Source organism: Arthrobacter sp. D3-16, assembly GCF_054408515.1.
The window spans coordinates 3,453,100-3,473,785 of the sequence record NZ_CP096437.1; the positions used below are offsets into that span (position 1 = coordinate 3,453,100).

Genomic DNA, 20,686 nt, shown 5'->3' on the forward strand with positions numbered 1-20,686 from the left:
GATGTCAATCTGTTGCATAATGGGGTGCATGACCTCCCTGCAGATTCTCGAACCCGAGGTGGACGCCTCCTGCTGCACGCCGTCCGAGAAGCCGGCCCTGGGCGCCAAGGAAGCCCAGCAGCGGGCATTGGTGTTCAAGGCGCTGGCAGATCCGAACCGGCTCCGCCTGCTGTCCATCGTCAAGGCGGGGGAATCAGGCGAAGCCTGCGTGTGCGACCTGACTGAGCCGCTGGACCTTGGCCAGCCCACGGTCTCCCACCACCTGAAAATCCTCGTGGACGCCGGACTGCTGCACCGTGAAAAGCGTGGCACCTGGGCCTACTACTCGCTCGTCCCCGGCGCGCTGGATGAGGCGGCCGGACTCCTGGCGACGCTGTGAAGCAGCAATCTGCGGCGCAAGCACAAGGGCGCGGAGCTGGCCCGGCCTACCCGGCCCGCGCGCCACTGAGCCTGGTCCCGGCGGTGCTGGTATCGGCGTCGGGCTTTCTGCTGTTTGCCCGGGAGGACCGCGTCCCGGGCTTCCTCCTCCTGGCCGCCGCCCTGGTGCTGGCCGTTATGATCAGCCGCCGCCTCGCTATTGACCTGGCGTTGATTGCCGTGGGCCTGACTGCCATGAGCCTGGTCCCCATCACCACGGACATCAGCACCGAGCACATGGCCGTAATGGGTACGGCGATGGTCCTGGCTGTCGGCATTCCCTATGCGGTTTCGCGGTTCGTCACCAAGGACCACGCCATCCGCTTCCCCGTCCGGACCGGCCAGCCGTGGACCCGTGCCGAAAAATGGTACCTGCCGGCAGTCCTGGTGATCGGGTACGCCCTGATGCCGGTCTACATGATCCGGACCGGCGTCTACAACAACTGGCCGGCCGTCAGCGACCCGGAAGGCATCGCGCGCCTCTTCCTGGGAACCAACGTGCTGGGGATCTGGGACGAGCTGTTCTTTATTTGCACGGCCTTTACGCTCCTGCGCCGGCACCTACCCGACTGGCAGGCCAACCTGCTCCAGGCCGTGCTTTTCACGTCATTCCTCTGGGAACTGGGATTCCACTCCTGGGCGCCGTTCTTCATCTTCCCGTTTGCCCTGCTCCAGGCAAGGCTCTTCACGATTACCAAGTCCCTGTCCTACATCGTCAGCGTCCACCTGCTGTTCGACTTCGTGCTGTTCCTGGTCCTCATCCACGCCCACAACCGTGAGTGGATCGACATATTCCTGTACTAACGCCTCCTGCCGAATTGGGACTCACCTGCTCTGGACGTGAAGGATGCGGGAGCCCATAGTGGGAGCGTGCAGACACCCGATCCTGAGCTTGATGACCTCCGGCTGCGGGCGGCCCGCGGTGAGTCCGACGCCGTCGATGAACTGATTGAGCGTGCCGCCGAACACGGGGACCCGAACGAACTCCGGCGGCTGGCTCAAGCGGGCAGCCGGGACGCGGCGGACCAGCTGGTGGAAACGGCCGGCGAGGCGGGCGACCTCGATGAGCTCCGCCGCTTGGCCGCGGGAGGCAACCGGGACGCCGCCGACGTGCTCGAAGAGCTTGAAGGGGAAGCCGGCGGCGGATAGGGCGGAATGGACCATGAGGGCCGCTCCCGGTGGGCACCGACCGTCGCGGCAGGAGGGATGCCCACTCACGCGGTTGCCTAACTTCATTTCAGGCCTCGTTTTTGGGAACACACACCAGCACCCTACTCTTACTTAGGTTCCCCTAAGAAGAAGGACTGACCGTGCGCCCCATTCCCCTGCCGGACCCCGCCCATGCGGCTGAAACGTTCCGGGACGCCTGGGGAATTCCCCATCTGCGGGCGGACTCCGCGGAGGAACTGGCCTTCCTGCAAGGAAGCAACGCCGCAACGGACCGTTCGTGGCAGATCGAGATGGAACGCTGGCGCTCCGAGGGCAGGACCGCGGAGCAGCTGGGCGCCGAGGGCGTGGTGTGGGACAGGTTTGCCCGCCAGTCAAGGATTGGCCACACCGCCCGCCGCTGTTTCGCCGCGCTGGATGAGGGGACGCAGCGTTGGTGCACGGCGTATGTGGACGGCGTCAACCAGGCACTAATGGACGGCCGCCGGGACGCGCAGGAGTTCCGGGACACCAGGACCGCCCCGGCCCCCTGGGAACCATGGACTCCGCTGGGCGTCTTCCTGGTCCACCACATCCTCTTCAGCACCTTCCCCAACAAACTCTGGCGGGAACACGTCGCCGCAACCCTCGGCCCCGCCGCGGTGGGACTTTTCAGCATCGAGGCTCCGGTCTGGGCCGGCAGCAATGCCTGGGCGGCAGCCGGGAGCCTGACGGATTCGGGATTTCCACTGATCGCCGGGGACCCGCACCGGCTCATGGAGCTGCCCGGGGTGTACCAGCAGGTGCGCCTCGCCTGTCCGGAGTTCGACGTCGTTGGGCTGGCTTTTCCCGGTGTCCCCGGTCTGCCCCATTTCGGCCACACCGGCACCGCAGCGTGGGCCGTCACCAACGCGATGGCGGACTACCAGGACCTGTACACCGAGCAGCTGCGGCACGATGGCGGCACCCTGCAGGCGTTGGGGCCGGACGGCTGGGAGCCTCTGCCGGGGCACCATCAGGAGGAGATCCTGGTGCGCGGCGCCGCCGCCGAGACTGTGGATGTGATCGAAACGGCGCGGGGCCCGGTGATCTCCGGCGGGCCCGACGGCGGGGCGCTCAGCCTGCGGACGCCGTCGCGCGCTGCCGGGGTGCTGGGGTTCGAGGCCCTCCTGCCGCTCCTTCGGAGCCGTTCGGCGGCCGAGGTGGAGGCGGCGCTAACTTCTTGGGTGGAGCCCGTCAACTGTGTGCTGGCTGCGGACTCCAGCGGAGGCGTACGGAACATTGTGGCCGGCAAGGTGCCGGTGCGGAACAGGGAGAACCGTGTGCGCCCTGTTCCTGCCTGGTCCTCAGACCACCAGTGGACCGGCGGGTGGGTGGACCTGCCCCGGTCGGCAGTGGAGGCGCTTGCAGTCAACGCCAACGACCGTAATTCCGGTGGCGGCGACAGGACCGGGCTGGAATTCGCCCCCGCCCACCGAGCCGGGCGGATCCGGCAGTTGCTCGAGGAGGCCGGGCGGGAGCTCGACGCGGACGCCATGCAACGTATCCACTTGGACACCCTGTCCGGATCGTGGCCGGCCTTCCGGACGTTGCTGGAAGGCCTGGACCTGCTGAGTGATCCTGCCGGCGAGTTGCGCCGGCAGTTGCTGGGCTGGGACGGCCACATGCGGGCGGACAGCAACGCGGCAGCAACGTTCTCTGCCTGGCGTTCGGCGCTGGTCCTCGCGCTGGCACAAAGCCCCGCCCTGGAACCCTTGACCGCGCCGCACGGCCGCTCGCCCCTGTTCGCGCCGTGGCTGCACCCGGCCGCCAGGGTGGGTTTCGCCGTCGAGACCATCATCGCGAAGGGTGACCAACACGGCGTCGACGTCGGCGCAGCGGCCCGGCAGGCGCTGGAGGAAGTGGCCGCAGCACCGCCGACGGGAACCTGGGGAGACAGCCACACCCTGTTGCCGCTGCACGCGGTGTCGGACTACCCCGTGATCGGAGCCGCGGCGCCAACGGTGCCGGTGGCTTCGTTGTCCGGCGACACCAACTGCGTCCTGTCCACCGAAAGCCTGCCCGGCATCACGGACGGGTCCTTCCGAGGGCCCGTGGCACGCTACGTCTGGGACCTTTCGGACCGGACGAAGAGCCGCTGGATCGTCCCGTTCGGCGCCTCGGGAAACCCGGACAACCACCATTTTGCGAGCCAGCTGCCGCACTGGGCAGCCGGCGGACTCATACCCGTTGTCAGCGACTGGGACCAGCTCACCAAGGAGAAACCATGACCGGCGCTGATACAGCCCTCCCCCTCCCGGCAAGAAGCGCGGTGTACGAGGAACAGCTCCCGGGCCTGGGCCGCCTGCGGCTCATCGTGATTGCGCCCGAGGCGGACGCAGACCTCATGTACAGCTGGGTGCGGGAGGAACGCGCGCAGTTCTGGGGCATGAGCGCCATGACCCGGGACGAAGTGCGGGACATCTATGCCTTCCTCGACAGCCTGGACACGCACCACGGCTACCTGATGGTGGTGGAGGACCAGCCTGTGGGGATCTTCCAGACGTACGAGCCCCTGCACGATCCCGTGGGCGAAACGTATCCGGCGCGCCAGGAGGATACGGGGATGCACCTGCTCCTTGCCCCCGCGGCACAACCGGTTCCCAACTTCACCGCCACCCTGCTGTCCGGGCTCATCCGGTTCCTCCTGGCCGACCCTGCAAAAGACCGCGTCGTGGCGGAACCGGATGCGCGGAACAGCAAAGCCATCGGCCGGTTTGTGGGTTACGGCTTCGAAGCCGGCCCCAAGGTGCAGTTGCCCGGGAAGGAAGCCCAACTGGTGTTTCTTACGCGTGAGACGTTCGAGTCACGGTGGGCCGGGTAGGGCACGGAGCGGTACCTATTCCTCGCCGTTGTCTTCGGCTTCCAGGTATTTCGCCATGGCTTCGCAGGCCTGTTTCCAGCGGGCGTTCAGCGCGTGCCGGTTCAACAGCGAGAACATGCCGTCGAGGACTTTTTCCATTGCGTCGTATGCGGCATCCCGGGCTCGTTCCTGCGCCGCCGGGCTGTAATAGTTCATGCCGGTAATTCGTTGTGAGGGTGGGCCCGGATGGCGGAAAACTGTTGGGTTTTAACCGGCCGGCCGCAGCGACGTGATCATCCGCCTGATGTCCTGGTACTCGGCGGTGTCCATGTATTTCCGGGCCTGTTCCGGGTACGGCAGTGACTCGGCACCGGGCGTCACGTTGTTCTCCGGATTGAAGAACGCGCCGAACATAGCGGCAGTGGGCGGCCAGGTGAAGAAGTGGAAGATGGGGCAGGCTGAGTCGCCGGTGGGAGCGGCAACAGTGGTGATGCCGTAGGCGGCGGCCGGGGTATCGGCCGGACCGGGAGCCGTGGCATCGCCGCGGGTTTCATACACGTACCGGGGCACGTCGCCGTCCCGGGCGAGCGCGGGGAGTTCCTGGGACTCAAACTCCGAGAAGGGATACTTCTCCATGCAGGTGGAACCGGTGGCCATGTTGGTCCTCAGCGTGGCCAGCGGCTTGCCGGCCTCGTTCGTCACCTCGGCGAAGGCGCCCCCGCCTTCCGGGAGCTCCCCTGCCGGATCCCGCACGCCCCACTCAGCCGGCAGGTCAAATGCAAGCTGCCCGTCCGCCGTCGTAAAGGTCATCCACGCCGTCCCCCTGGCGGTGGGCTTCGCCGGCGGGGCCGGCGTCGTGGTGGTGGCCCGGCCGTCCGGCGGGGTCGAGGCGACGGAAGGGCTGGGGACAGCGGATGCCATGGGGGCGGTGGTCGTCCCCGCCGGGGTTGTTGCCGTCGGTGGCCCTGCCTGCGGGCCGCAGCCGGCCAGCACAACAGCAGCCAGGATCATCGCGGGGACAAGCCCGCCGGACCTACGCATTTCACCCTCCCGGGACTGGGGAAAACCTGTCCTTCAATTGTCGAACCACCTTCAGGTTCCGGACCGGGGGCTGAGTGATTGGCACCGAACCGTTGCGGCGAATAACAGAAGGGCTTTAGGGCTTTAACGTGCGACGGCGGCCCGCCCCCTGGGGACTCGGCCGCCGTCGAACGCGTTGTGTTACGAAAGTGTGGCGGTATCGATCACGAAGCGATAGCGGACGTCCGAGGCAAGGACACGCTCGTAGGCTTCATTGATCTTCCCGGCGGGGATGACCTCGATCTCCGCCCCGATGCCGTGCTCCGCGCAGAAGTCCAGCATCTCCTGCGTTTCGCGGATGCCGCCGATCATGGAACCGGCGAAGGAGCGGCGGCCCATGATCAGGGCGAAGGCGTTGACCGGTAGCGGTTCCCCGGGGGCGCCGACGTTGACCAGCGCTCCGTCGAGGGTGAGCAGCTGCAGGTAGGAGCTGATGTCGATCGAAGCGCTGACGGTGTTGATAATCAGGACGAAGGTGCCGGCGAGCTGTTCGAAGGTGCCCGGATCGCTGGTGGCGTAGTAGCTGCTGGCGCCCAGGCGCAGCCCGTCTTCCTGCTTCTTCAGCGACTGGGACAGGACTGTTACCTCTGCCCCCATGGCAGCGGCGAGCTTGACGGCCATGTGGCCGAGGCCGCCGAGGCCTACGACGGCGACCTTCTTGCCCGGGCCGGCGCCCCAGTGGCGCAGCGGGGAGAACGTGGTGATGCCGGCGCACAGCAGCGGCGCGGCGGCGTCGAGCCCGATGCCTTCCGGAATCCGGACCACGAAGTCTTCGGTCACGACGACGTGGGTGGAGTACCCGCCCTGGGTGATGGTTCCGTCGCGGTCAACTGCGCCATAGGTACCGACGTTGCCAGCCAGGCAGTACTGCTCCTCGCCCTTCAGGCAGTTGGCGCATTCGCGGCAGGAGTTGACCATGCAGCCGACGCCAACCCGGTCACCCACAGCGTGCTTCGTGACGGCCGAGCCGACTTCCGTCACAACACCGGCGATCTCGTGGCCGGGAACCAGCGGGTACTGCTGCGGGCCCCAGTCGCCGCGGACAGTATGGATGTCTGAGTGGCAGATGCCGGCGAACTTGATCTCGATCAGGACGTCGTGGGGGCCCACTTCGCGGCGTTCGATGGTGGTCGCAAAAAGGTCCTCTGTGGCGGACGGGGATGCATAGGCCTTGACGGTGGTCATGGTTCTCCTGTGGTTCTTTGGGGGGTAACGAAATGCTACAGGGTCGATTAACATCAAACCCCGCGGTGGGGAGGCGTAGCGAGGGCCCTGCTGAAACGGGTTATGGCAGAACCCCTTTAGCGGCCCTCATATCCGTCCTCGATGTTGTGCCCAGCAGGGGGACGTGCGGTGTGCGGGCGGGCCAGGACAAGGAGTCCGAACAGGGAAAGCAGCGCTCCGGCGATCATCAGCAACGCCATGGGCACGGCTGTGTCCGAGCCGCCCAGTCCCGCTATCGGAGCGACGACACCGGCTGTGGTCCACTGGACGAGCCCCAGCACGGCTGAGCTGGTGCCCGGGTGTTCGGGTACTTCGGCCGAGGCGAGGGCACCGCCGTTGGAATTTATCAGGCCTTGGGCCACCATGAGGGCGAAAAAGCTGCCCATCGCCACCAGCAGCGGGGTGGCCCACCACAGGGCACCGGCCAGCATGGCCGCTCCGGCGGCAAGGGCAATAATTTGCCCCACGAAGATGACCTTCCTCGTAGACACACGGCCAGCGAGCCGTGCCGAAACCAGCGCGGCGATGGTCATGCCGCCTGCGTTTGCCGCGAAGACGATCGAGTACGCCAGGGGCGACAGGCCGTTCATGTTCTGCAGGATGAACGCGGACGTTGCCACGTAAGCGAACAGGGCGATGAAGGCCGACGACGCCACCACCACGTAGCCAACGAACCTGCGGTTTGAGAGCACGGCCTTCGCCGCACGGCCGAATTCCCCCAGCCCGCCTGCGTGCCGCTTCCCGGGCGGCAGCGACTCCGGAACGATGAACAGCGCACAGAGGGTCATCAGGATGCCAAGGGCGGCAAGCGACCAGAAGGTCATCCGCCGCCCGGTGAGTTGGAGAATGACGGCCCCGAGCAGGGGGCTGATGATGGGAGCCACGCCGCCGATGCCCATCACGAGGTTAAGTACCCGGACCAGCTGCGGCCCGTGCGCCAGGTCCACGATGACGGCCCGCCCGATGACCGTGGCCCAGCCGCCGCCGAAGCCCTGCAGGAACCGGGCCAGCATCAGGATCCAAACGTCCGGTGCGGCGGCGCAGGCAACCGAGGCGGCTGTCATGAGCAGCGTTCCCGCGACCAGCGGCATCCGCCGGCCTCGCTGGTCGCTGAAGGGCCCGCCTACCAGCTGTCCGAGCCCCATCCCGGCGAAGAACGTGGTCAACGTCAACTGCACGGCGGAGGCAGTGGTACCGAATTCTTCCGATACCCGCGGGAAGGCGGGGACGTACATATCGGTAGCCAGCGGCGCCACAGCCGTCAGGAAGATGACGGTGGCAACCAGCGTGGCCGGGACGATGCTGCCCGACGGCACGCGGGTGGTTGCGTTCGGCAGCATGGGTGGATGCTCCAGCTCGTAGATGGCTAAAAGGGGTTATCTCCATCAAACCGGCAGCCGGCAAACGTAGCGAGGGCCCTGCTGAAACGGGTTCTGCCAGACCCTCCTTAGGGTTTGTGGTTTCGTCGTAACGTGTCCGTATGGATAACCGAGCCGAGGTCCGGCAGTTCCTTTCTACCCGCCGGGGACGCATCACGCCGGAACAGGCAGGTATCGAACCGTATGGCGGGCGGCGGCGCGTGCCGGGACTGCGGCGTGAAGAAGTGGCCCGGCTGGCCGGGGTCAGCGTGGACTACTACACCCGGCTGGAACGCGGAAACCTCACCGGGGTTTCCGACAGTGTGCTGGACGCCATCGCACAGGCGCTGGAGCTGGACCGCGCTGAACACGACCACCTTTACGACTTGGCCCGGGCGGCCAACACTTCGGGACGCAAGCGTGCCGCGAGTGCCGCAGGTTCCGTCCCGTCCGGCGTGCGGCGGGAGCTGCAGTATCTCCTGGACACCATCACGGGGGCACCGGCCTTCATCGGCAATAACCGCATGGATATCCTGGCCGCCAACGCCTTGGGCTACGCGTTGTACTCCGACATGTACCGTGGCACGGCAAGGCCGGCGAACCATTCACGGTTTATCTTCCTGGACCCCCGTGCGCACGATTTCTACACGGACTGGGACCGGGCAGCGAACGTCAATGTCGCCATCCTGCGCCGCGAGGCCGGACGCAGCCCGCACGACAAAGGCATTGCCGAGCTGATCGGTGAGCTTTCCATGCGCAGCGACGAGTTCCGTACGCGGTGGGCTGCACACAATGTCCGCCGCCACTACGCCGGCACAAAGTTCTTTAAGCATCCCGTAGTGGGACTCCTCGAACTGAATTATCAGGTCCTGGGGCTGGAAGAGGATCCCGGCCATACCCTCACCGTGTACCCCGCCACGCCGGGCAGCCCCTCCGAGGAAGCCCTCAAACTCCTTGCCTCGTGGGCTGCAACCGAGAACATCGTCAAATCAGCCCAAGCCCACGCCGGGGGCTAACGCCAGGAGCTGGAAAGCGCTAACTTCCCCCCTTGCCAGGTCCCCCGTTATGCCAGCGGAACGGCCAGGATCCGGTCATCGCCGGACTGCGGATCACCGCGGCCATCGGTGTTGTTGGTCATGAACCACAGCTGCCCGTCCGGGGCCAGTGCCACATCGCGGATGCGGCCGTACTCCCGGCTGTAGTGGTCGGTGAACGTGGTGGGGTCCGAGGCGGGAACCGACCGCAAAACCTGTCCCCGGAGGTTGGCGATGAACAAAGTGCCACCGGCGTAGGCCATACCGCTGGGACTCGCCGTGCCGGGCTGCCACTGCTGCACGGGATCCACAAAACCTTCCCGGCCCGCAATCCCTTCCACGGTGGGCCAGCCGTAGTTGGCGCCAGGCCTAATGACGTTCAGCTCGTCCCACGTGTTCTGTCCGAATTCGGTGGCGAACAGGGTTCCGTCATCCGCCCACGCCAGGCCCTGCGGGTTCCGGTGCCCGTAGCTGTAAGTAAGAGAACCCGGGAAGGGGTTGTCGGCCGGGGCCTCACCGTCGGGGGTCATGCGAAGGATCTTTCCGGCAAGGGAATCCGGGTCCTGGGCGCTGTTGCGCTGTTGCGCGTCCCCGGCCGTCACGTACAGCATGCCATCGGGACCAAAGGCGATCCGGCCGCCGTCGTGCGTACTCGCGGCCGGAATCCCAGCCAGCAGTGTGTCCGGCTGCCCAAGCGAAAGCGATCCTGGTGTGCCGGTCACGGGGAAACGCTGGACCCGGTTGCCGTCCGAGCCCGTCGAATAGACGTAGAGGTCGCCGCCGCTGCCCACCGCGAGGCCCAGCAAGCCTGACTCTCCCCGGTCAGCCACGCCCTCAACGGTCCCGATGGGCCGGGCAGAACCGTCCGGCGCCAGTTCGAGAATACGTGCGCTGTTCCGCTCACTGACCAACGGCGTTCCGTCACGAAACACGACGGACCATGGGGCGGCAAGGCCGGTTGCGACAGGCTGCGGCGTCCCGGCGACAGTGGCTGGGGCGGTCCGGGTGGGTCCACTGGCCGGGGTGGAAGTGGCCGGCGCGGAAGTAACCGGAGCCGAAGACGACGGGGCAGGGAACGTAGAGGTGGGCGACGGCTGCGGGGTGGCTGTGCAGCCAGCCAGGAGAATACCCGTCCCAATGGCAGCCGCGGTAAGGGTCCGGTGGCGCATGCGCTTCTCCAATCAGTCACAGTGCCCAGGACAGGGCTCCTTCCAGCATCGCCCATTGGCGCCTCCTGCAGGAGGAAGAAACGCTCCTGAGGCATGCCCTGACAGAACCGGTTACGGCAGAACCCCGATTTTTCAGCGCTGAACCCGGGCATTCCAGACGCGGATCCCGCCTGTGCCAGTCACATTAACCTCCGTTGCGGATCATGGCGCCCTGTTGCCCGGTTTGTCTTCCTGATGGCGCCGTAAGTAGCGCCGTTTCCTCCCGTTTCACTTCCGTTGCGCGGTGCTGGCCAAGGCGTTGAAGTCCGTGCTTAGGTGTTTCCACAGCCCGCGCCGGGCCGCACCTAAGAGCACTGAAGACCCCGGAATGAACAGGAGGACCAGATGCAGGAAACACACATAAACACGCACTACACCTCCGGTCCGTTCTGTTGCCGGACAGAACGAATGTGCAGCATGTTCAACCGCGGGTCCGCCACCTAACCTCCGACAACCGCCCGCCGGCAGCAACAGAATTCCTTCCCCTCTTCGGCCCGCCCCCAGGGCCGGCTCCGCCGTGCCCTCCTTCAGGCAATGAACGCTCCTTTTCTCCACATCCTCCGAAAGGCCAACCATGTCCTTGACTGCATCCACAAATCCACCGTCCGCCGGCAGGCCGGGAGTCTTCACCCGGCGCCAAGCCCTGAGCGCACTCCTGGCAATTCCTGCCGTTGGGCTCCTGACGGCCTGCGGCGGAACCGCCACCGCCGGCAACCCCACCAGCCAGGCGTCCTTCGCACCGCTCGCCACGTCCGTCCCGGCGGGAACCACCATCACCGTGGGTGATCCCAGCATCCGGGTTGCCCTGGAACTGTCCGGCCTGATCAAGGACCTGGACGGCATCAACGTGGAGTTCGCCAATATCTCCGGGGGCCCGCAGACCACCGAAGCCTTCCGGGCCAACGCCCTGGACGTCGGGTCCGTGGCCGACATCCCGCCCATCCACGCCACCTGGACCGGCCTGGACGTACGCATCATTACAAGCGCCTACCGCCAGGACGCCGTCAACCACCCGCTGTACGAACTCGGTGTCGCGCCCGGCTCCGGCATCACCAAGCTCGAGGACCTGCGCGGCAAGAAGGTGGCGTACAGCCCGGGCCAGGCCCAGGGCGCCCTGGTCCTGCGGATCCTGGAAAAGGCCGGGCTCGCCCAGGACGACGTGAAGCTCATCGAGCTGCCCAGCAACGGAGACGCCTACTCCTCGGCGCTGTCCAGCAAGCAGGTGGACGCGGCACCCCTGGGCGGGGTGCAGATCAAGCGGTACCTGGCCAAGTACAAGGCCGACGGCGCCACCACCCTCCGCCACGGCCTCCGTGACGACCCGGGCCACCTGTACTCCCCCGCCAAGGTCCTGGCCAATCCCGCCAAGGCCGCCGCGCTGGCCAAGTACGCCGAAGCCTGGGGCAAGGCCCAGCGCTGGATCGAGGACCACCCCAAGGAATGGCTGGAGGGCTACTACATCAAGGACCAGGGACTCTCCGCCGAGGACGGGCAGTACCTGATCGACGCCGCCGGCAAGAGGGACGTTCCCACGTCCTGGACCGAGGCCATCGAGCGGCACCAGCAGACCATCAACCTGCTGGCCCGGGAGCAGAAGAAGCCGCAGTTGAAGGCGGCGGACCTTTACGACACCCGCTTCGAGGCCATCGCCGGCACCGCCTTCGCCGCGGCCGGCAAGGGCGGTGCAGCATGAGCGCCGCCCCGGTCCTGGAACGTCCCGCCGTCGAACCCCATCTGGACCCGGAGCTCGCCGCCCGCGAGGACGTCCGGCCCACCGGCAGGAGGCTGGGCCCCGGACGGCGGCGGCGCCTGGCCTGGCTGCTGGGCCCCTCCGCCCTGCTGGGGCTCTGGACAGCGTCTTCCGCAACAGGGCTGCTGGACCCGCGCATCCTCTCGGAACCCTGGACCGTGGTGGCCACCGCCGGGGAACTCCTTGCGGATGGCAGGCTGCAGGAAAACCTCGCCATCTCCGCCCAGCGGGCCGGCTTGGGATTATTCTTCGGCATCGTCGTCGGCGCCCTGCTGGCCCTCGTGTCCGGGCTAAGCCGCGTGGGCGAGGCGCTGATTGACGGGCCGGTGCAGATCAAGCGCGCCATCCCCGGGCTGGCCCTGATTCCTCTCCTCATCCTGTGGTTCGGCATCGACGAGACCATGAAGGTCCTCACCATCACCCTGGGCGTCTTCGTCCCCATCTACCTGCAGACGCACGCCGGCCTGCGCGGGATCGACCTGCGCTACGTCGAGCTCGCCCAGACCGTGGGGCTGAGCCGGACCGCCTTCATCCGCAAGGTGGTGCTGCCCGGGGCGCTTCCAGGATTCTTCCTGGGCCTGCGTTTCGCCGTCACCGGAGCCTGGGTGTCCCTTGTGGTGGTGGAGCAAATCAACGCCACCAGCGGCGTCGGCTACATGATGGAGCTCGCCCGCACGTACGGCCAAACCAACATCATCGTCCTCGGACTTGCTGTCTATGGCATTCTCGGCCTGCTGTCCGACGGCGCCGTCCGCTTCCTCGAACGAAAGGCCCTCTCATGGCAGCGCACTTTGGCGGGCTGACCGCCGTCGCTTCTTCAGGCTCGGTACCGTCCGCCGTCCGCTCCTCCTCCTCCGGCACAGCCCCTGCAGCCAGCGCCGGCAACACCGTCTCGGTGCGGAACCTGATCCGCAGCTTCGGGCCGAAAGGCGTCCTGAACGGCGTGGACCTGGACATCGCGCCCGGCGAATTCGTGGCCCTCCTCGGGCCCAGCGGCTGCGGCAAGAGCACGCTGCTGCGCGCCCTCGCCGGGCTGGACCACGACGTCCGCGGCAGCGGCGTGATCAACGTGCCCGAGCGGGTGTCCGTGGTCTTCCAGGATTCGCGGCTGCTCCCGTGGGACAGCGTCCTGGGCAACGTCACCCTGGGCCTGCGGGAGCACGACGCCGGGTCCCGGGCACGCAAGGCCCTCGCCGAAGTGGGGCTCGCCGGCCGGGAAAAATCCTGGCCCCACGAGCTCTCCGGCGGTGAGCAGCAGCGCGTGGCGCTGGCCCGGTCGCTGGTCCGCCAGCCACAGCTGCTGCTGGCCGACGAGCCGTTCGGAGCGCTCGACGCCCTGACCCGGATCAAGATGCACGGGCTGCTCCAGGACCTCGTGGCCGCACACCGCCCGGCCGTCCTGCTGGTCACCCACGACGTTGACGAAGCCATTGCCCTCGCGGACCGGATTGTGGTGCTGGACAGCGGCCGCGTTGCCACCGTCCGCACCGTGACGCCGGCCGTCAGCACCGCGGCAGACGCCGCCGGCCATGAAGCACTCCGCCGCGACCTCCTGGCCGACCTCGGCGTCGTCGGCGCCTCCCAGTGACCCTCCTGACCCTCCTGACCCGAAGGACCATCCCATGACTTCCGACAACACCTCCGCGCACCGCCGGCTCCACCTCAACGCCTTCCTGATGAGCACCGGGCACCACGAGGCGTCCTGGCGCCTGCCCGAGAGCGAACCGAACTCCAGCACGGACATCGAGCATTACAAAAAGCTCGCTCGAACCGCCGAGCGCGGCAAGCTGGACTCGATCTTCTTCGCCGACTCCCCTGTGCTGTTCGGCGAGGTGGGCCGGCGCCCTTCGGGCAAGCTCGAACCTACAGTCCTCTTGACCGCCATCGCCGGCGCCACGGAACACATCGGCCTGATCGCCACGGCCTCCACCACCTACAACGAGCCGTTCAACCTGGCCCGACGGTTCGCATCCGTGGACTGGGTCAGCGGCGGCCGCGCGGGATGGAACGTGGTCACCACAGCCGGTCCGGACGCAGCACGCAACTTCGGCGTGGACGACCAGCCCGCCCACGCCGTCCGGTACGAACGTGCCGCCGAGTTCATCGAGGTGGCCCAGAAGCTGTGGGACAGCTGGCAGGACGATGCAGTGCTCGCGGACAAGGCCGAGGGCGTGTGGGGCGATGCCGACAAGATCCGCGTGATCGACCATGAGGGCAAGCACTTCAAGGTCCGCGGCCCGCTCAACGTGCCCCGCTCGCCGCAGGGCCATCCGCTGATCGTCCAGGCCGGCTCGTCCGAGGACGGGAAGGACCTCGCGGCCCGCTACGCGGACGCCGTCTTCACCGCCCACCAGACGCTCGCTGATGCCCAGGCCTTCTACCGGGACCTCAAAAAGCGCACCGCCGCCGTCGGCCGTGATCCCGAAAGCATCAAGATCCTGCCGGGCATCGTCCCGGTCATCGGCGCCACGGAGGAGGAAGCCCTGGAGCTGGAGCGGGAACTGGACCGCCTCATCAAGCCGGAGTACGCCCGCATCCAGCTCGCCAAGACCCTGCGCGTCGCCCCGGAGGACCTGCCGTTGGACCGTCAGCTGCCGGGCAACCTGCCGAGCGAGGACGAGATTGAGGGCGCCAAGAGCCGCTACACGCTGATCGTCCAGCTCGCCCGGCGCGAGAAGCTTACCGTGCGCCAGCTGATCGGCCGGCTGGGCGGCGGCCGCGGGCACCGGACCTTCACCGGCACCCCGGTCCAGGTTGCGGACGCCATCCAGGAATGGTTCGACGGCGGCGCGGCGGACGGCTTCAACATCATGCCGCCGGTGCTGCCCTCGGGGCTCGATACGTTCGTTGACCAGGTGGTGCCCATTCTGCAGGAACGAGGACTGTTCCGCACCGAATACACGGGCAGGACGCTGCGGGAACACTACGGCCTGGAGCGCCCGGCCAACCGCTACACCGGCGCAGGGGAACTGGCATCCATCGGATCGGCCTTCTGATGGGCCGGCAGCTGAAGCCCACCCTGCCCAAGTCAGTCACCACCCGGGTGCACCCGGGTGGTGAGGTAGAGGCGGTGGGCGGTGATGACCAGCGCCAGCCAGGCGGCCCCCAGCGCCCAGGCACCGAGTACGTCGGTGAGCCAGTGGTGCCCCAGATAGACCCGGCTCAGGCCCATGGTGGCGGCAAAGACTCCTGCCACCACTGCCGTGAGAACACGGGCGCGGGCGGACGTGAGGCGGAGGATCACCAGGTAGGCCACAATGCCGGCGATCACCACGGAGTTCAAGGAGTGGCCACTGGGGAATGAGGCGGAGTACTCGTAGGGCGGCACGGCATCTGCCAGGTCCGGCCTGGTCCTACCCACCAGTTCCTTGCCCGCGATGGTCATCAGCAGGGAACCGAGCCCGGCAACAAGCATAAGGATGACCGGCGTCCAGGACCGGCGCCTCAGCGCCAGCCCAATCATGATGGCCAGGGCCAGCACGGGCATGCCCACTGTTCCGCCCACGTCTGTGTAGCCGGTGATCATCGTGTCCAGGCCCGGAGACCGGAGCGTCTTGGCACCGTCCAGGATCGGATGGTCCAGCCCGGCAACGCCGTCGGCCTGAACCACGGATTCATAGACCTCGGCGAATACGGCGGCGAGCGCAACGGCCAGCACCGCCCCGACGGCAAGGGTGAGGACCAACGCCGCATGGGAGCCGAGCAGCCTGCTGATTTGCTGGACACTGGAGGCCAGGAACCGGCCGGGTTTGCTGTCCCACCGGGTGAGGTCCTGCCCGCCCACGAAGCGGTCCTGGTGGACTTCCCCGGTCACGCCGGTCCCGGGCGAATTCTTTCCTGCAACCATCTTTTGAGCCCTCCCTGCCACGCAACCGGAATTAGTAAGCAACCTTACCTTGCACGGCGGGCTCCGTTGTTTCCACCGCCTTCGGCGGCTGGGGCTTGTACACCCAGGCCACCAGCACCACGGAGATGATCATCAGCAGGAACCAGGCCACCAGCTTCTCCAGGCCCACCGGCTGCCACCCGTCCACCTGGCTGGGGTAGAGCCAGGCGCCGGACCAGGTGGCAATGTTCTCTGCGATCCAGATGAACAGCGCCACCAGCAGGAACGCGATCACCAGCGGCATCCGGTGATGCACCCGGAACACCCGGAAGTGCATCACGCACCGGCCAAAGATGACGGCCACGGCGGCGAGCAGCACCCAGCGCGCATCCCAGATGTAGTGGTGGCTGAAGAAGTTCACGTAGATCGCCGCGGCGACGACGGCTGTGATCCAGCGCCGCGGATAGCTGGCGAATTTGAGGTCGAACAGCCGGTACACCCGGACCATGTAGGAGCCCACGGCGGCATACATAAATCCGCTGAAGAGCGGGACCGCCCCGATCCGCAGGACACCCTCTGCCTCGTAGGACCACGAGCCAACGTCGGTCTTGAACAGCTCCATCACCGTGCCCACCAGGTGGAACAGGATGATGACACGCAACTCCTTGAGGGTTTCCAGCCTGAACACCACCATAAGGATCTGGATTGCGACGGCGGCCAGGGTCAGGAAATCGTTCCTGGCCAAGCCGGCGTCGGGCGGGTACCAGAGCCTGGCGGCCATCAGCACCGCGAGGAGGGCAGCGCCGAAGATACACGCCCAGCCCTGTTTGAGGCCAAAGACAACGAACTCGGTGAGCCTGGGGCGGATGCGGCTGGCCGGGGCGCCATCAAGGAAACGGCGCGCGCGCTCATCGAGGCGCTGCTCCAGCGGGGTGGAACTACGCATTCACTGCCCGGCGCGGCGATGTTTCCAGTGTGCTGAGGCAGTAGTTCTTGAACCAGTGCCGGATGCCCTGCGGCAGCTTGGGGTAGGTCAGGGCAAGGACTTTCATGGTGCGGTGGAATCGGCGCTCATGCCGGCCGCTCCACGGCAGGCCGAAATCCTGGCGCAACTGGTCCGGAAGGAGGCCGGCCGTGAGGAACCTGCCGAACGGCATGACGGCCCGGTACCAGAGTGCTGCAGGCTTTGGGTACAGGAGGCCGCGGCCCACCCGGACAGCGGCGTCGCTGGCGCGAAGGCTTGCCATGCGCCCGTCAAAGTAGCGGTTGAACTCTTCCCGGTCCTTGGGCCACTTGTCCGGCGGAAGCTGCAGGGCGGTCCCGATCCTCGCATAGTCCTGGTACATGGCATCGGCGGAGTCGTCGTCGAGCCGGCCGTAAATCTTCTCAATGATGGTGAGCGCAGTGTCGTAAAGCGTTGCCGTCACCCACAGCTGCAGCTCCGGATCGTACGCGCTGTACCCGGGAGAGCTTCCGTCGGCTCCACGTCGGACAGGCACATGGGCGCGGTTTACCCTGCGGCGGACTTCCTTGACCTGCTCCTCGGTCCCATAGGTAACGGCATATACGTACGTGAGGGTACCCATCAGCCGGTTCATTGGGCGGTCCGTGAAGCTGCTGTGCTCTGCGACGCCGCGGCCCACCCCGGAGTCGGCAAGCTGCAGCAGGATGGCGCGTCCCGCCCCGGCCAGCAGGATGCCCTCCGCGTTCATTTCCGCAACTTCCCGCACCATCTCAACAGGGTACCGGAGGGTGCCCGGCGGCGGGACGGAGCGGCAACCGGAAGCCCCCCTCGCCCCGTCGGCCTGGTTGCGTCAAGCGGTGTACTCGGTGCGGCCGCCAACGACGGTGCGCAGTACACGCGCGTTCAGCAGCGATTCCTCGCCGTCCCTGAAAGGGTCGGCGTCGAGCACCGTGAAGTCGGCAGCGAGGCCAGCCGCCAGGCGGCCACGGCGGTCCTCTTCCATCACCGACGCTGCGGCATCGCGGGTTGCGTGCGTGATCGCCTCAGCCAAGGGGCGGGCGAAATGCGGATTGTTCGGCGGAAAGGACCGGTCCATGGCCGACTGCCTCGTGGCGGCGACGAACATGTTCTGCAGGGCCTCGTACGGTGCAGTGGGGGCATCGGTGGAAAAGGCCAACAAGGCCCCGGCCGCCACGTATTCGGGCCAGGCGAAGCTGCGGTCCGGCCGGTCGTCGCCCAGCATCGCCACCCAGTTGCCGTAGATGGCAGGGTCGGCGTGGACGGGCTGCATGGACGCAGTGACGCCGAGCCGGGCCATCCGGGCAGGGGTCTCCGGGGAGGCGTATTCGAGGTGCTCAATGCGGTGGCGGCGGTGGCGCGGGCCATTTATTTCTGCGGCACGCTCCAAGGCATCCAGGGCAATATCACTGGCGTGGTCCCCGATGGCGTGCAGGGCAACCTGCAGCCCGGCGGCATCGGCGGCGGCCACCACCGGGTCCAGCTGCTTTGGCGACCAGATGGGCCCGGCCTGGGAACCGTCCGCATAAGGCCGGTTCATGGCGGCAGTGCAGGCGTCGATCACTCCGTCCAACGCCAGCTTGATGCCGGCCACGCGCAGCCACTCGGTGTTGACTTCCCTGGCCAGGAGCACGGCGCGTTCCACCTGCGCCAGGTTTTCGGCCTCGTCGCCGGTGTTGTGGATGAACCAGTGTGCCACGACGCGGATCGGCAGCCGGCCGCCGCGCCGCGCTGCCGCACGGAGGAACGCCGCGAGGTCGAGTTCGCCCAGGGCCATGTCCACTGCTCCCGTCACCCCGGCGGCCAGGTAAGCCGCGATGGAACGTTCGACGGCGGCATCCCGGTCAGCGTCCGAGGTCACCTCCCCCAGGAACGGCCACACAAACTGCTGTGCTGCGGTTTCGTACAGCATCCCGTCCGGCTCGCCCTGGCTGTCCCGCCCGATGCGCCCGCCCAGCGGATCAGGGGTGTCCCGGGTGATGCCAAGTTCCTTCAGCGCTGCGCGGTTCACCCAGCAGGAGTGGTAGTCGTTGGCATCAAGGTAGACAGGGACGTCTGAGACTGCTTCGTCGATCATGGCGGAGGTTGGTGCTCCGGGCAGCGAGTCGAACAGCCAGCCCCTGCCCAGGATCCGGCCGGCACCTGGGTTGGCGGCCCGGGCCGTGCGCAGGCGTTCCTGTATTTCAGGCAGCGTTCTGGCATCTGTCAGGCCCACCTTTCCCAGCGCCTCGCCGAGCATCATCACGTGTGTGTGGGCGTCGATAAACCCCGGGAGTACAAGCCTCCCGTCGAGGTCGACCATCTCTGCGGCGTCACCGGCAGCCGCCGCGGCGGAGGCATCGCTGCCGACATGGGTGAGCTTGCCGGCGTCGGCAACGAACGCTTCAGCCCAGGGGGCAGACTCGTCGGCGGTGAAGACGCGGGCGTTGCGGTAAAGCACAGTCATGGGGTTTCAGACTCCTGCAGTTCGGATGGTGGCGATGTCGGATGAGTTTGGAGTGGTCGAGGCGTTGTCCGCCTCCACCCGGGAGGAAAGCCGCGCGATGAGCACGGCGGGAACCAGGAGCACCAGGCTGAAGCCGGCCAGTACCCAGCCGAGGGCGGGGAAGCCGAATGCCTCACCGATCCAGGCCCCGAACATGGGCGCAAAGCTGGATCCCACTAGGTAGACCCCGAGCACGGGCCCGGACCAGCGGCCGCTGGCATCAAGGGCCGCCGCCGTGGCGATGAAGAACATAAAGGCAACGGCGTACACCGTGTTCCAGGCGATCATGGTGACGAGGAAAATGGTCGGATCGGCGGTGAGGCACGCGGTCAGTTTCAGGGCGCTGCCCAATACCAGCAGGATGGCCAGCGGCAGAGCCCGGCCCAGCCTGGTCCCCAGGAAGATCAGCGCGATGGCGGCGAGCAGCCCTCCTGCAGTGGACGCGCTCAGCACCAGGCCCAGATGCTCCTCCGTCATCCCGGCCTGGGCAACACCGATGGCCCCGGACATTGCCCAGAGTGAGTCTTCGCCTACTGCCCAGAGCGCGAAAATTGCCAGCAAAGCGAAACCTGCAAAGGTGATGGTGCTGGTGGTGGCGGCTCCCCCGGTGGCACCTGCCGCCGTCGTACCCGGCGCCGGTGACGCGCCCGCCGTCACGTCGTGCCCCTCCGGCGCCCCAGCCATCGGCAGCCACCCGGCGGTAAACAGCAGCACGAGGGCAAGCCCGGCTACAAAACCGAAGGCACTCCCCATCCCGATGCCCACCGCCGGGATAACTGCCAACACCACTGTGACGATGGCCCGGTTTGCAAGTCCACTGATACCGGACGCCCGGTTTGGATTGCGGAGGGCGGCCAGGGCTGCCCCGCCGGAGGCCACCGCACCGCCGGCTCCAATACCACCGGCGATGATGCCGATGATGGACGCGGCGGGAGCCAGGTCAAGAGCGGCGAGTCCGAACCCTGCTGCCGTCACGGCCAGCCCCAGCCGTGCCACGAGGTACCGCCCGCGGCCTTCCGTGAAGCGGGTGACTGCGAGGCAGGCGAGCGCTGTGGCCAGGAGGCAGGCGGTCATGAGGGTTCCGGCTTCTGTGGCGCCCATGCCGAGGGAGTCCTGAATGGCGAGGATCATGAACGGGACGAGGTTGGCGCTCATAAAGCCGACCACGCCGATCCCGAACGTGGAGACGGCGCGTTGTGTGGTCAGCGGGAGCCGCTGCGGTTCTGGCTGGGTCATGTGAATGTGTCCTTTGAACAGGAATATGCGCGGATTACTGGGCCGGCGGCGCTCCGTTGCGTCCTCCGTGCCTGCTGCCGTCACCAGCAGCGTCCGCT

20 protein-coding genes are annotated in these 20,686 nt (G+C 67.1%); 10 read left to right on the top strand and 10 right to left on the bottom strand.

Annotated features, from left to right (window positions below; all coding sequences use genetic code 11):
* Nucleotides 1–28 precede the first annotated feature (28 nt).
* The 5 genes from M1D32_RS16145 (at nt 29) to M1D32_RS16165 (ending at nt 4,426) form a co-directional block, all read left to right on the top strand.
* The gene (locus tag M1D32_RS16145; protein WP_458779626.1) at nt 29–379 is read left to right on the top strand and encodes an ArsR/SmtB family transcription factor; all 351 of its coding nucleotides are present in this window, start codon (nt 29–31) and stop codon (nt 377–379) included.
* A gap of 71 nt (nt 380–450) precedes the next feature.
* On the top strand, nt 451–1,221 hold the full coding sequence (locus M1D32_RS16150) for a CPBP family glutamic-type intramembrane protease (protein WP_458782215.1): 771 nt from the start codon (nt 451–453) through the stop codon (nt 1,219–1,221).
* Between the two features lie 66 nt (nt 1,222–1,287).
* Nucleotides 1,288–1,566, top strand: coding sequence for a hypothetical protein (locus tag M1D32_RS16155; protein WP_458779627.1), 279 nt, complete (start codon nt 1,288–1,290; stop codon nt 1,564–1,566).
* A gap of 161 nt (nt 1,567–1,727) precedes the next feature.
* Nucleotides 1,728–3,833 (top strand): penicillin acylase family protein, encoded by a 2,106-nt coding sequence (locus M1D32_RS16160; RefSeq protein ID WP_458779628.1) that lies wholly within the window; start codon nt 1,728–1,730, stop codon nt 3,831–3,833.
* The gene (locus M1D32_RS16165) at nt 3,830–4,426 is read left to right on the top strand and encodes a GNAT family N-acetyltransferase (RefSeq protein WP_458779629.1); all 597 of its coding nucleotides are present in this window, start codon (nt 3,830–3,832) and stop codon (nt 4,424–4,426) included. Before M1D32_RS16160 ends, M1D32_RS16165 begins: the two co-directional genes overlap by 4 nt.
* A gap of 15 nt (nt 4,427–4,441) precedes the next feature.
* Here M1D32_RS16165 and M1D32_RS16170 read toward each other — a convergent pair whose 3' ends face one another.
* From M1D32_RS16170 to M1D32_RS16185, 4 genes are all read right to left on the bottom strand, one after another.
* Entirely contained in the window at nt 4,442–4,621 is a 180-nt protein-coding gene (locus M1D32_RS16170) for a hypothetical protein (RefSeq protein WP_458779630.1), read from the bottom strand.
* Between the two features lie 51 nt (nt 4,622–4,672).
* Nucleotides 4,673–5,446 carry a hypothetical protein gene (locus M1D32_RS16175; protein ID WP_458779631.1) on the bottom strand — a complete coding sequence of 258 codons (774 nt, stop codon included), beginning with the start codon at nt 5,444–5,446 and terminating at the stop codon, nt 4,673–4,675.
* A 180-nt stretch (nt 5,447–5,626) separates the two neighbouring features.
* Entirely contained in the window at nt 5,627–6,670 is a 1,044-nt protein-coding gene (locus M1D32_RS16180; protein WP_458779632.1) for an NAD(P)-dependent alcohol dehydrogenase, read from the bottom strand.
* A gap of 116 nt (nt 6,671–6,786) precedes the next feature.
* Nucleotides 6,787–8,049: a multidrug effflux MFS transporter gene (locus M1D32_RS16185; protein WP_458779633.1), complete on the bottom strand. Its 1,263-nt coding sequence runs from the start codon at nt 8,047–8,049 to the stop codon at nt 6,787–6,789.
* A gap of 140 nt (nt 8,050–8,189) precedes the next feature.
* On the opposite strand from M1D32_RS16185, the gene M1D32_RS16190 reads away from it, so the two are divergent.
* On the top strand, nt 8,190–9,083 hold the full coding sequence (locus M1D32_RS16190) for a helix-turn-helix transcriptional regulator (RefSeq protein WP_458779634.1): 894 nt from the start codon (nt 8,190–8,192) through the stop codon (nt 9,081–9,083).
* 47 nt (nt 9,084–9,130) lie between these two features.
* Here the strand turns inward: M1D32_RS16190 and M1D32_RS16195 are convergent, their stop codons facing one another.
* On the bottom strand, nt 9,131–10,270 hold the full coding sequence (locus M1D32_RS16195; protein WP_458779635.1) for a PQQ-dependent sugar dehydrogenase: 1,140 nt from the start codon (nt 10,268–10,270) through the stop codon (nt 9,131–9,133).
* Between the two features lie 613 nt (nt 10,271–10,883).
* Between M1D32_RS16195 and M1D32_RS16200 the strand changes: the two genes are divergently transcribed.
* The 4 genes from M1D32_RS16200 to M1D32_RS16215 are packed head-to-tail and all read left to right on the top strand — an operon-like array spanning nt 10,884 to nt 15,055.
* The gene (locus tag M1D32_RS16200; protein ID WP_458779636.1) at nt 10,884–12,002 is read left to right on the top strand and encodes an ABC transporter substrate-binding protein; all 1,119 of its coding nucleotides are present in this window, start codon (nt 10,884–10,886) and stop codon (nt 12,000–12,002) included.
* The gene (locus tag M1D32_RS16205; RefSeq protein WP_458779637.1) at nt 11,999–12,862 is read left to right on the top strand and encodes an ABC transporter permease; all 864 of its coding nucleotides are present in this window, start codon (nt 11,999–12,001) and stop codon (nt 12,860–12,862) included. The genes M1D32_RS16200 and M1D32_RS16205 overlap by 4 nt, the downstream gene beginning before the upstream one ends.
* On the top strand, nt 12,838–13,647 hold the full coding sequence (locus M1D32_RS16210) for an ABC transporter ATP-binding protein (protein ID WP_458779638.1): 810 nt from the start codon (nt 12,838–12,840) through the stop codon (nt 13,645–13,647). Before M1D32_RS16205 ends, M1D32_RS16210 begins: the two co-directional genes overlap by 25 nt.
* 34 nt (nt 13,648–13,681) lie before the next feature.
* Nucleotides 13,682–15,055 carry an LLM class flavin-dependent oxidoreductase gene (locus M1D32_RS16215; RefSeq protein ID WP_458779639.1) on the top strand — a complete coding sequence of 458 codons (1,374 nt, stop codon included), beginning with the start codon at nt 13,682–13,684 and terminating at the stop codon, nt 15,053–15,055.
* 32 nt (nt 15,056–15,087) lie between these two features.
* Here M1D32_RS16215 and M1D32_RS16220 read toward each other — a convergent pair whose 3' ends face one another.
* The 5 genes from M1D32_RS16220 to M1D32_RS16240 all read right to left on the bottom strand — a co-directional run bounded on the left by M1D32_RS16220 (nt 15,088) and on the right by M1D32_RS16240 (nt 20,588).
* Nucleotides 15,088–15,906 carry a phosphatase PAP2 family protein gene (locus M1D32_RS16220; protein WP_458779640.1) on the bottom strand — a complete coding sequence of 273 codons (819 nt, stop codon included), beginning with the start codon at nt 15,904–15,906 and terminating at the stop codon, nt 15,088–15,090.
* 31 nt (nt 15,907–15,937) lie between these two features.
* On the bottom strand, nt 15,938–16,831 hold the full coding sequence (locus M1D32_RS16225) for a DUF817 domain-containing protein (RefSeq protein WP_458779641.1): 894 nt from the start codon (nt 16,829–16,831) through the stop codon (nt 15,938–15,940).
* Nucleotides 16,824–17,618 (bottom strand): oxygenase MpaB family protein, encoded by a 795-nt coding sequence (locus M1D32_RS16230; RefSeq protein WP_458779642.1) that lies wholly within the window; start codon nt 17,616–17,618, stop codon nt 16,824–16,826. The genes M1D32_RS16225 and M1D32_RS16230 overlap by 8 nt, the downstream gene beginning before the upstream one ends.
* Before the next feature lie 81 nt (nt 17,619–17,699).
* Nucleotides 17,700–19,313, bottom strand: coding sequence for an amidohydrolase (locus M1D32_RS16235; RefSeq protein WP_458779643.1), 1,614 nt, complete (start codon nt 19,311–19,313; stop codon nt 17,700–17,702).
* Nucleotides 19,314–19,319: 6 nt separating this feature from the next.
* Nucleotides 19,320–20,588: an MFS transporter gene (locus tag M1D32_RS16240; protein WP_458779644.1), complete on the bottom strand. Its 1,269-nt coding sequence runs from the start codon at nt 20,586–20,588 to the stop codon at nt 19,320–19,322.
* Nucleotides 20,589–20,686 lie beyond the last annotated feature (98 nt).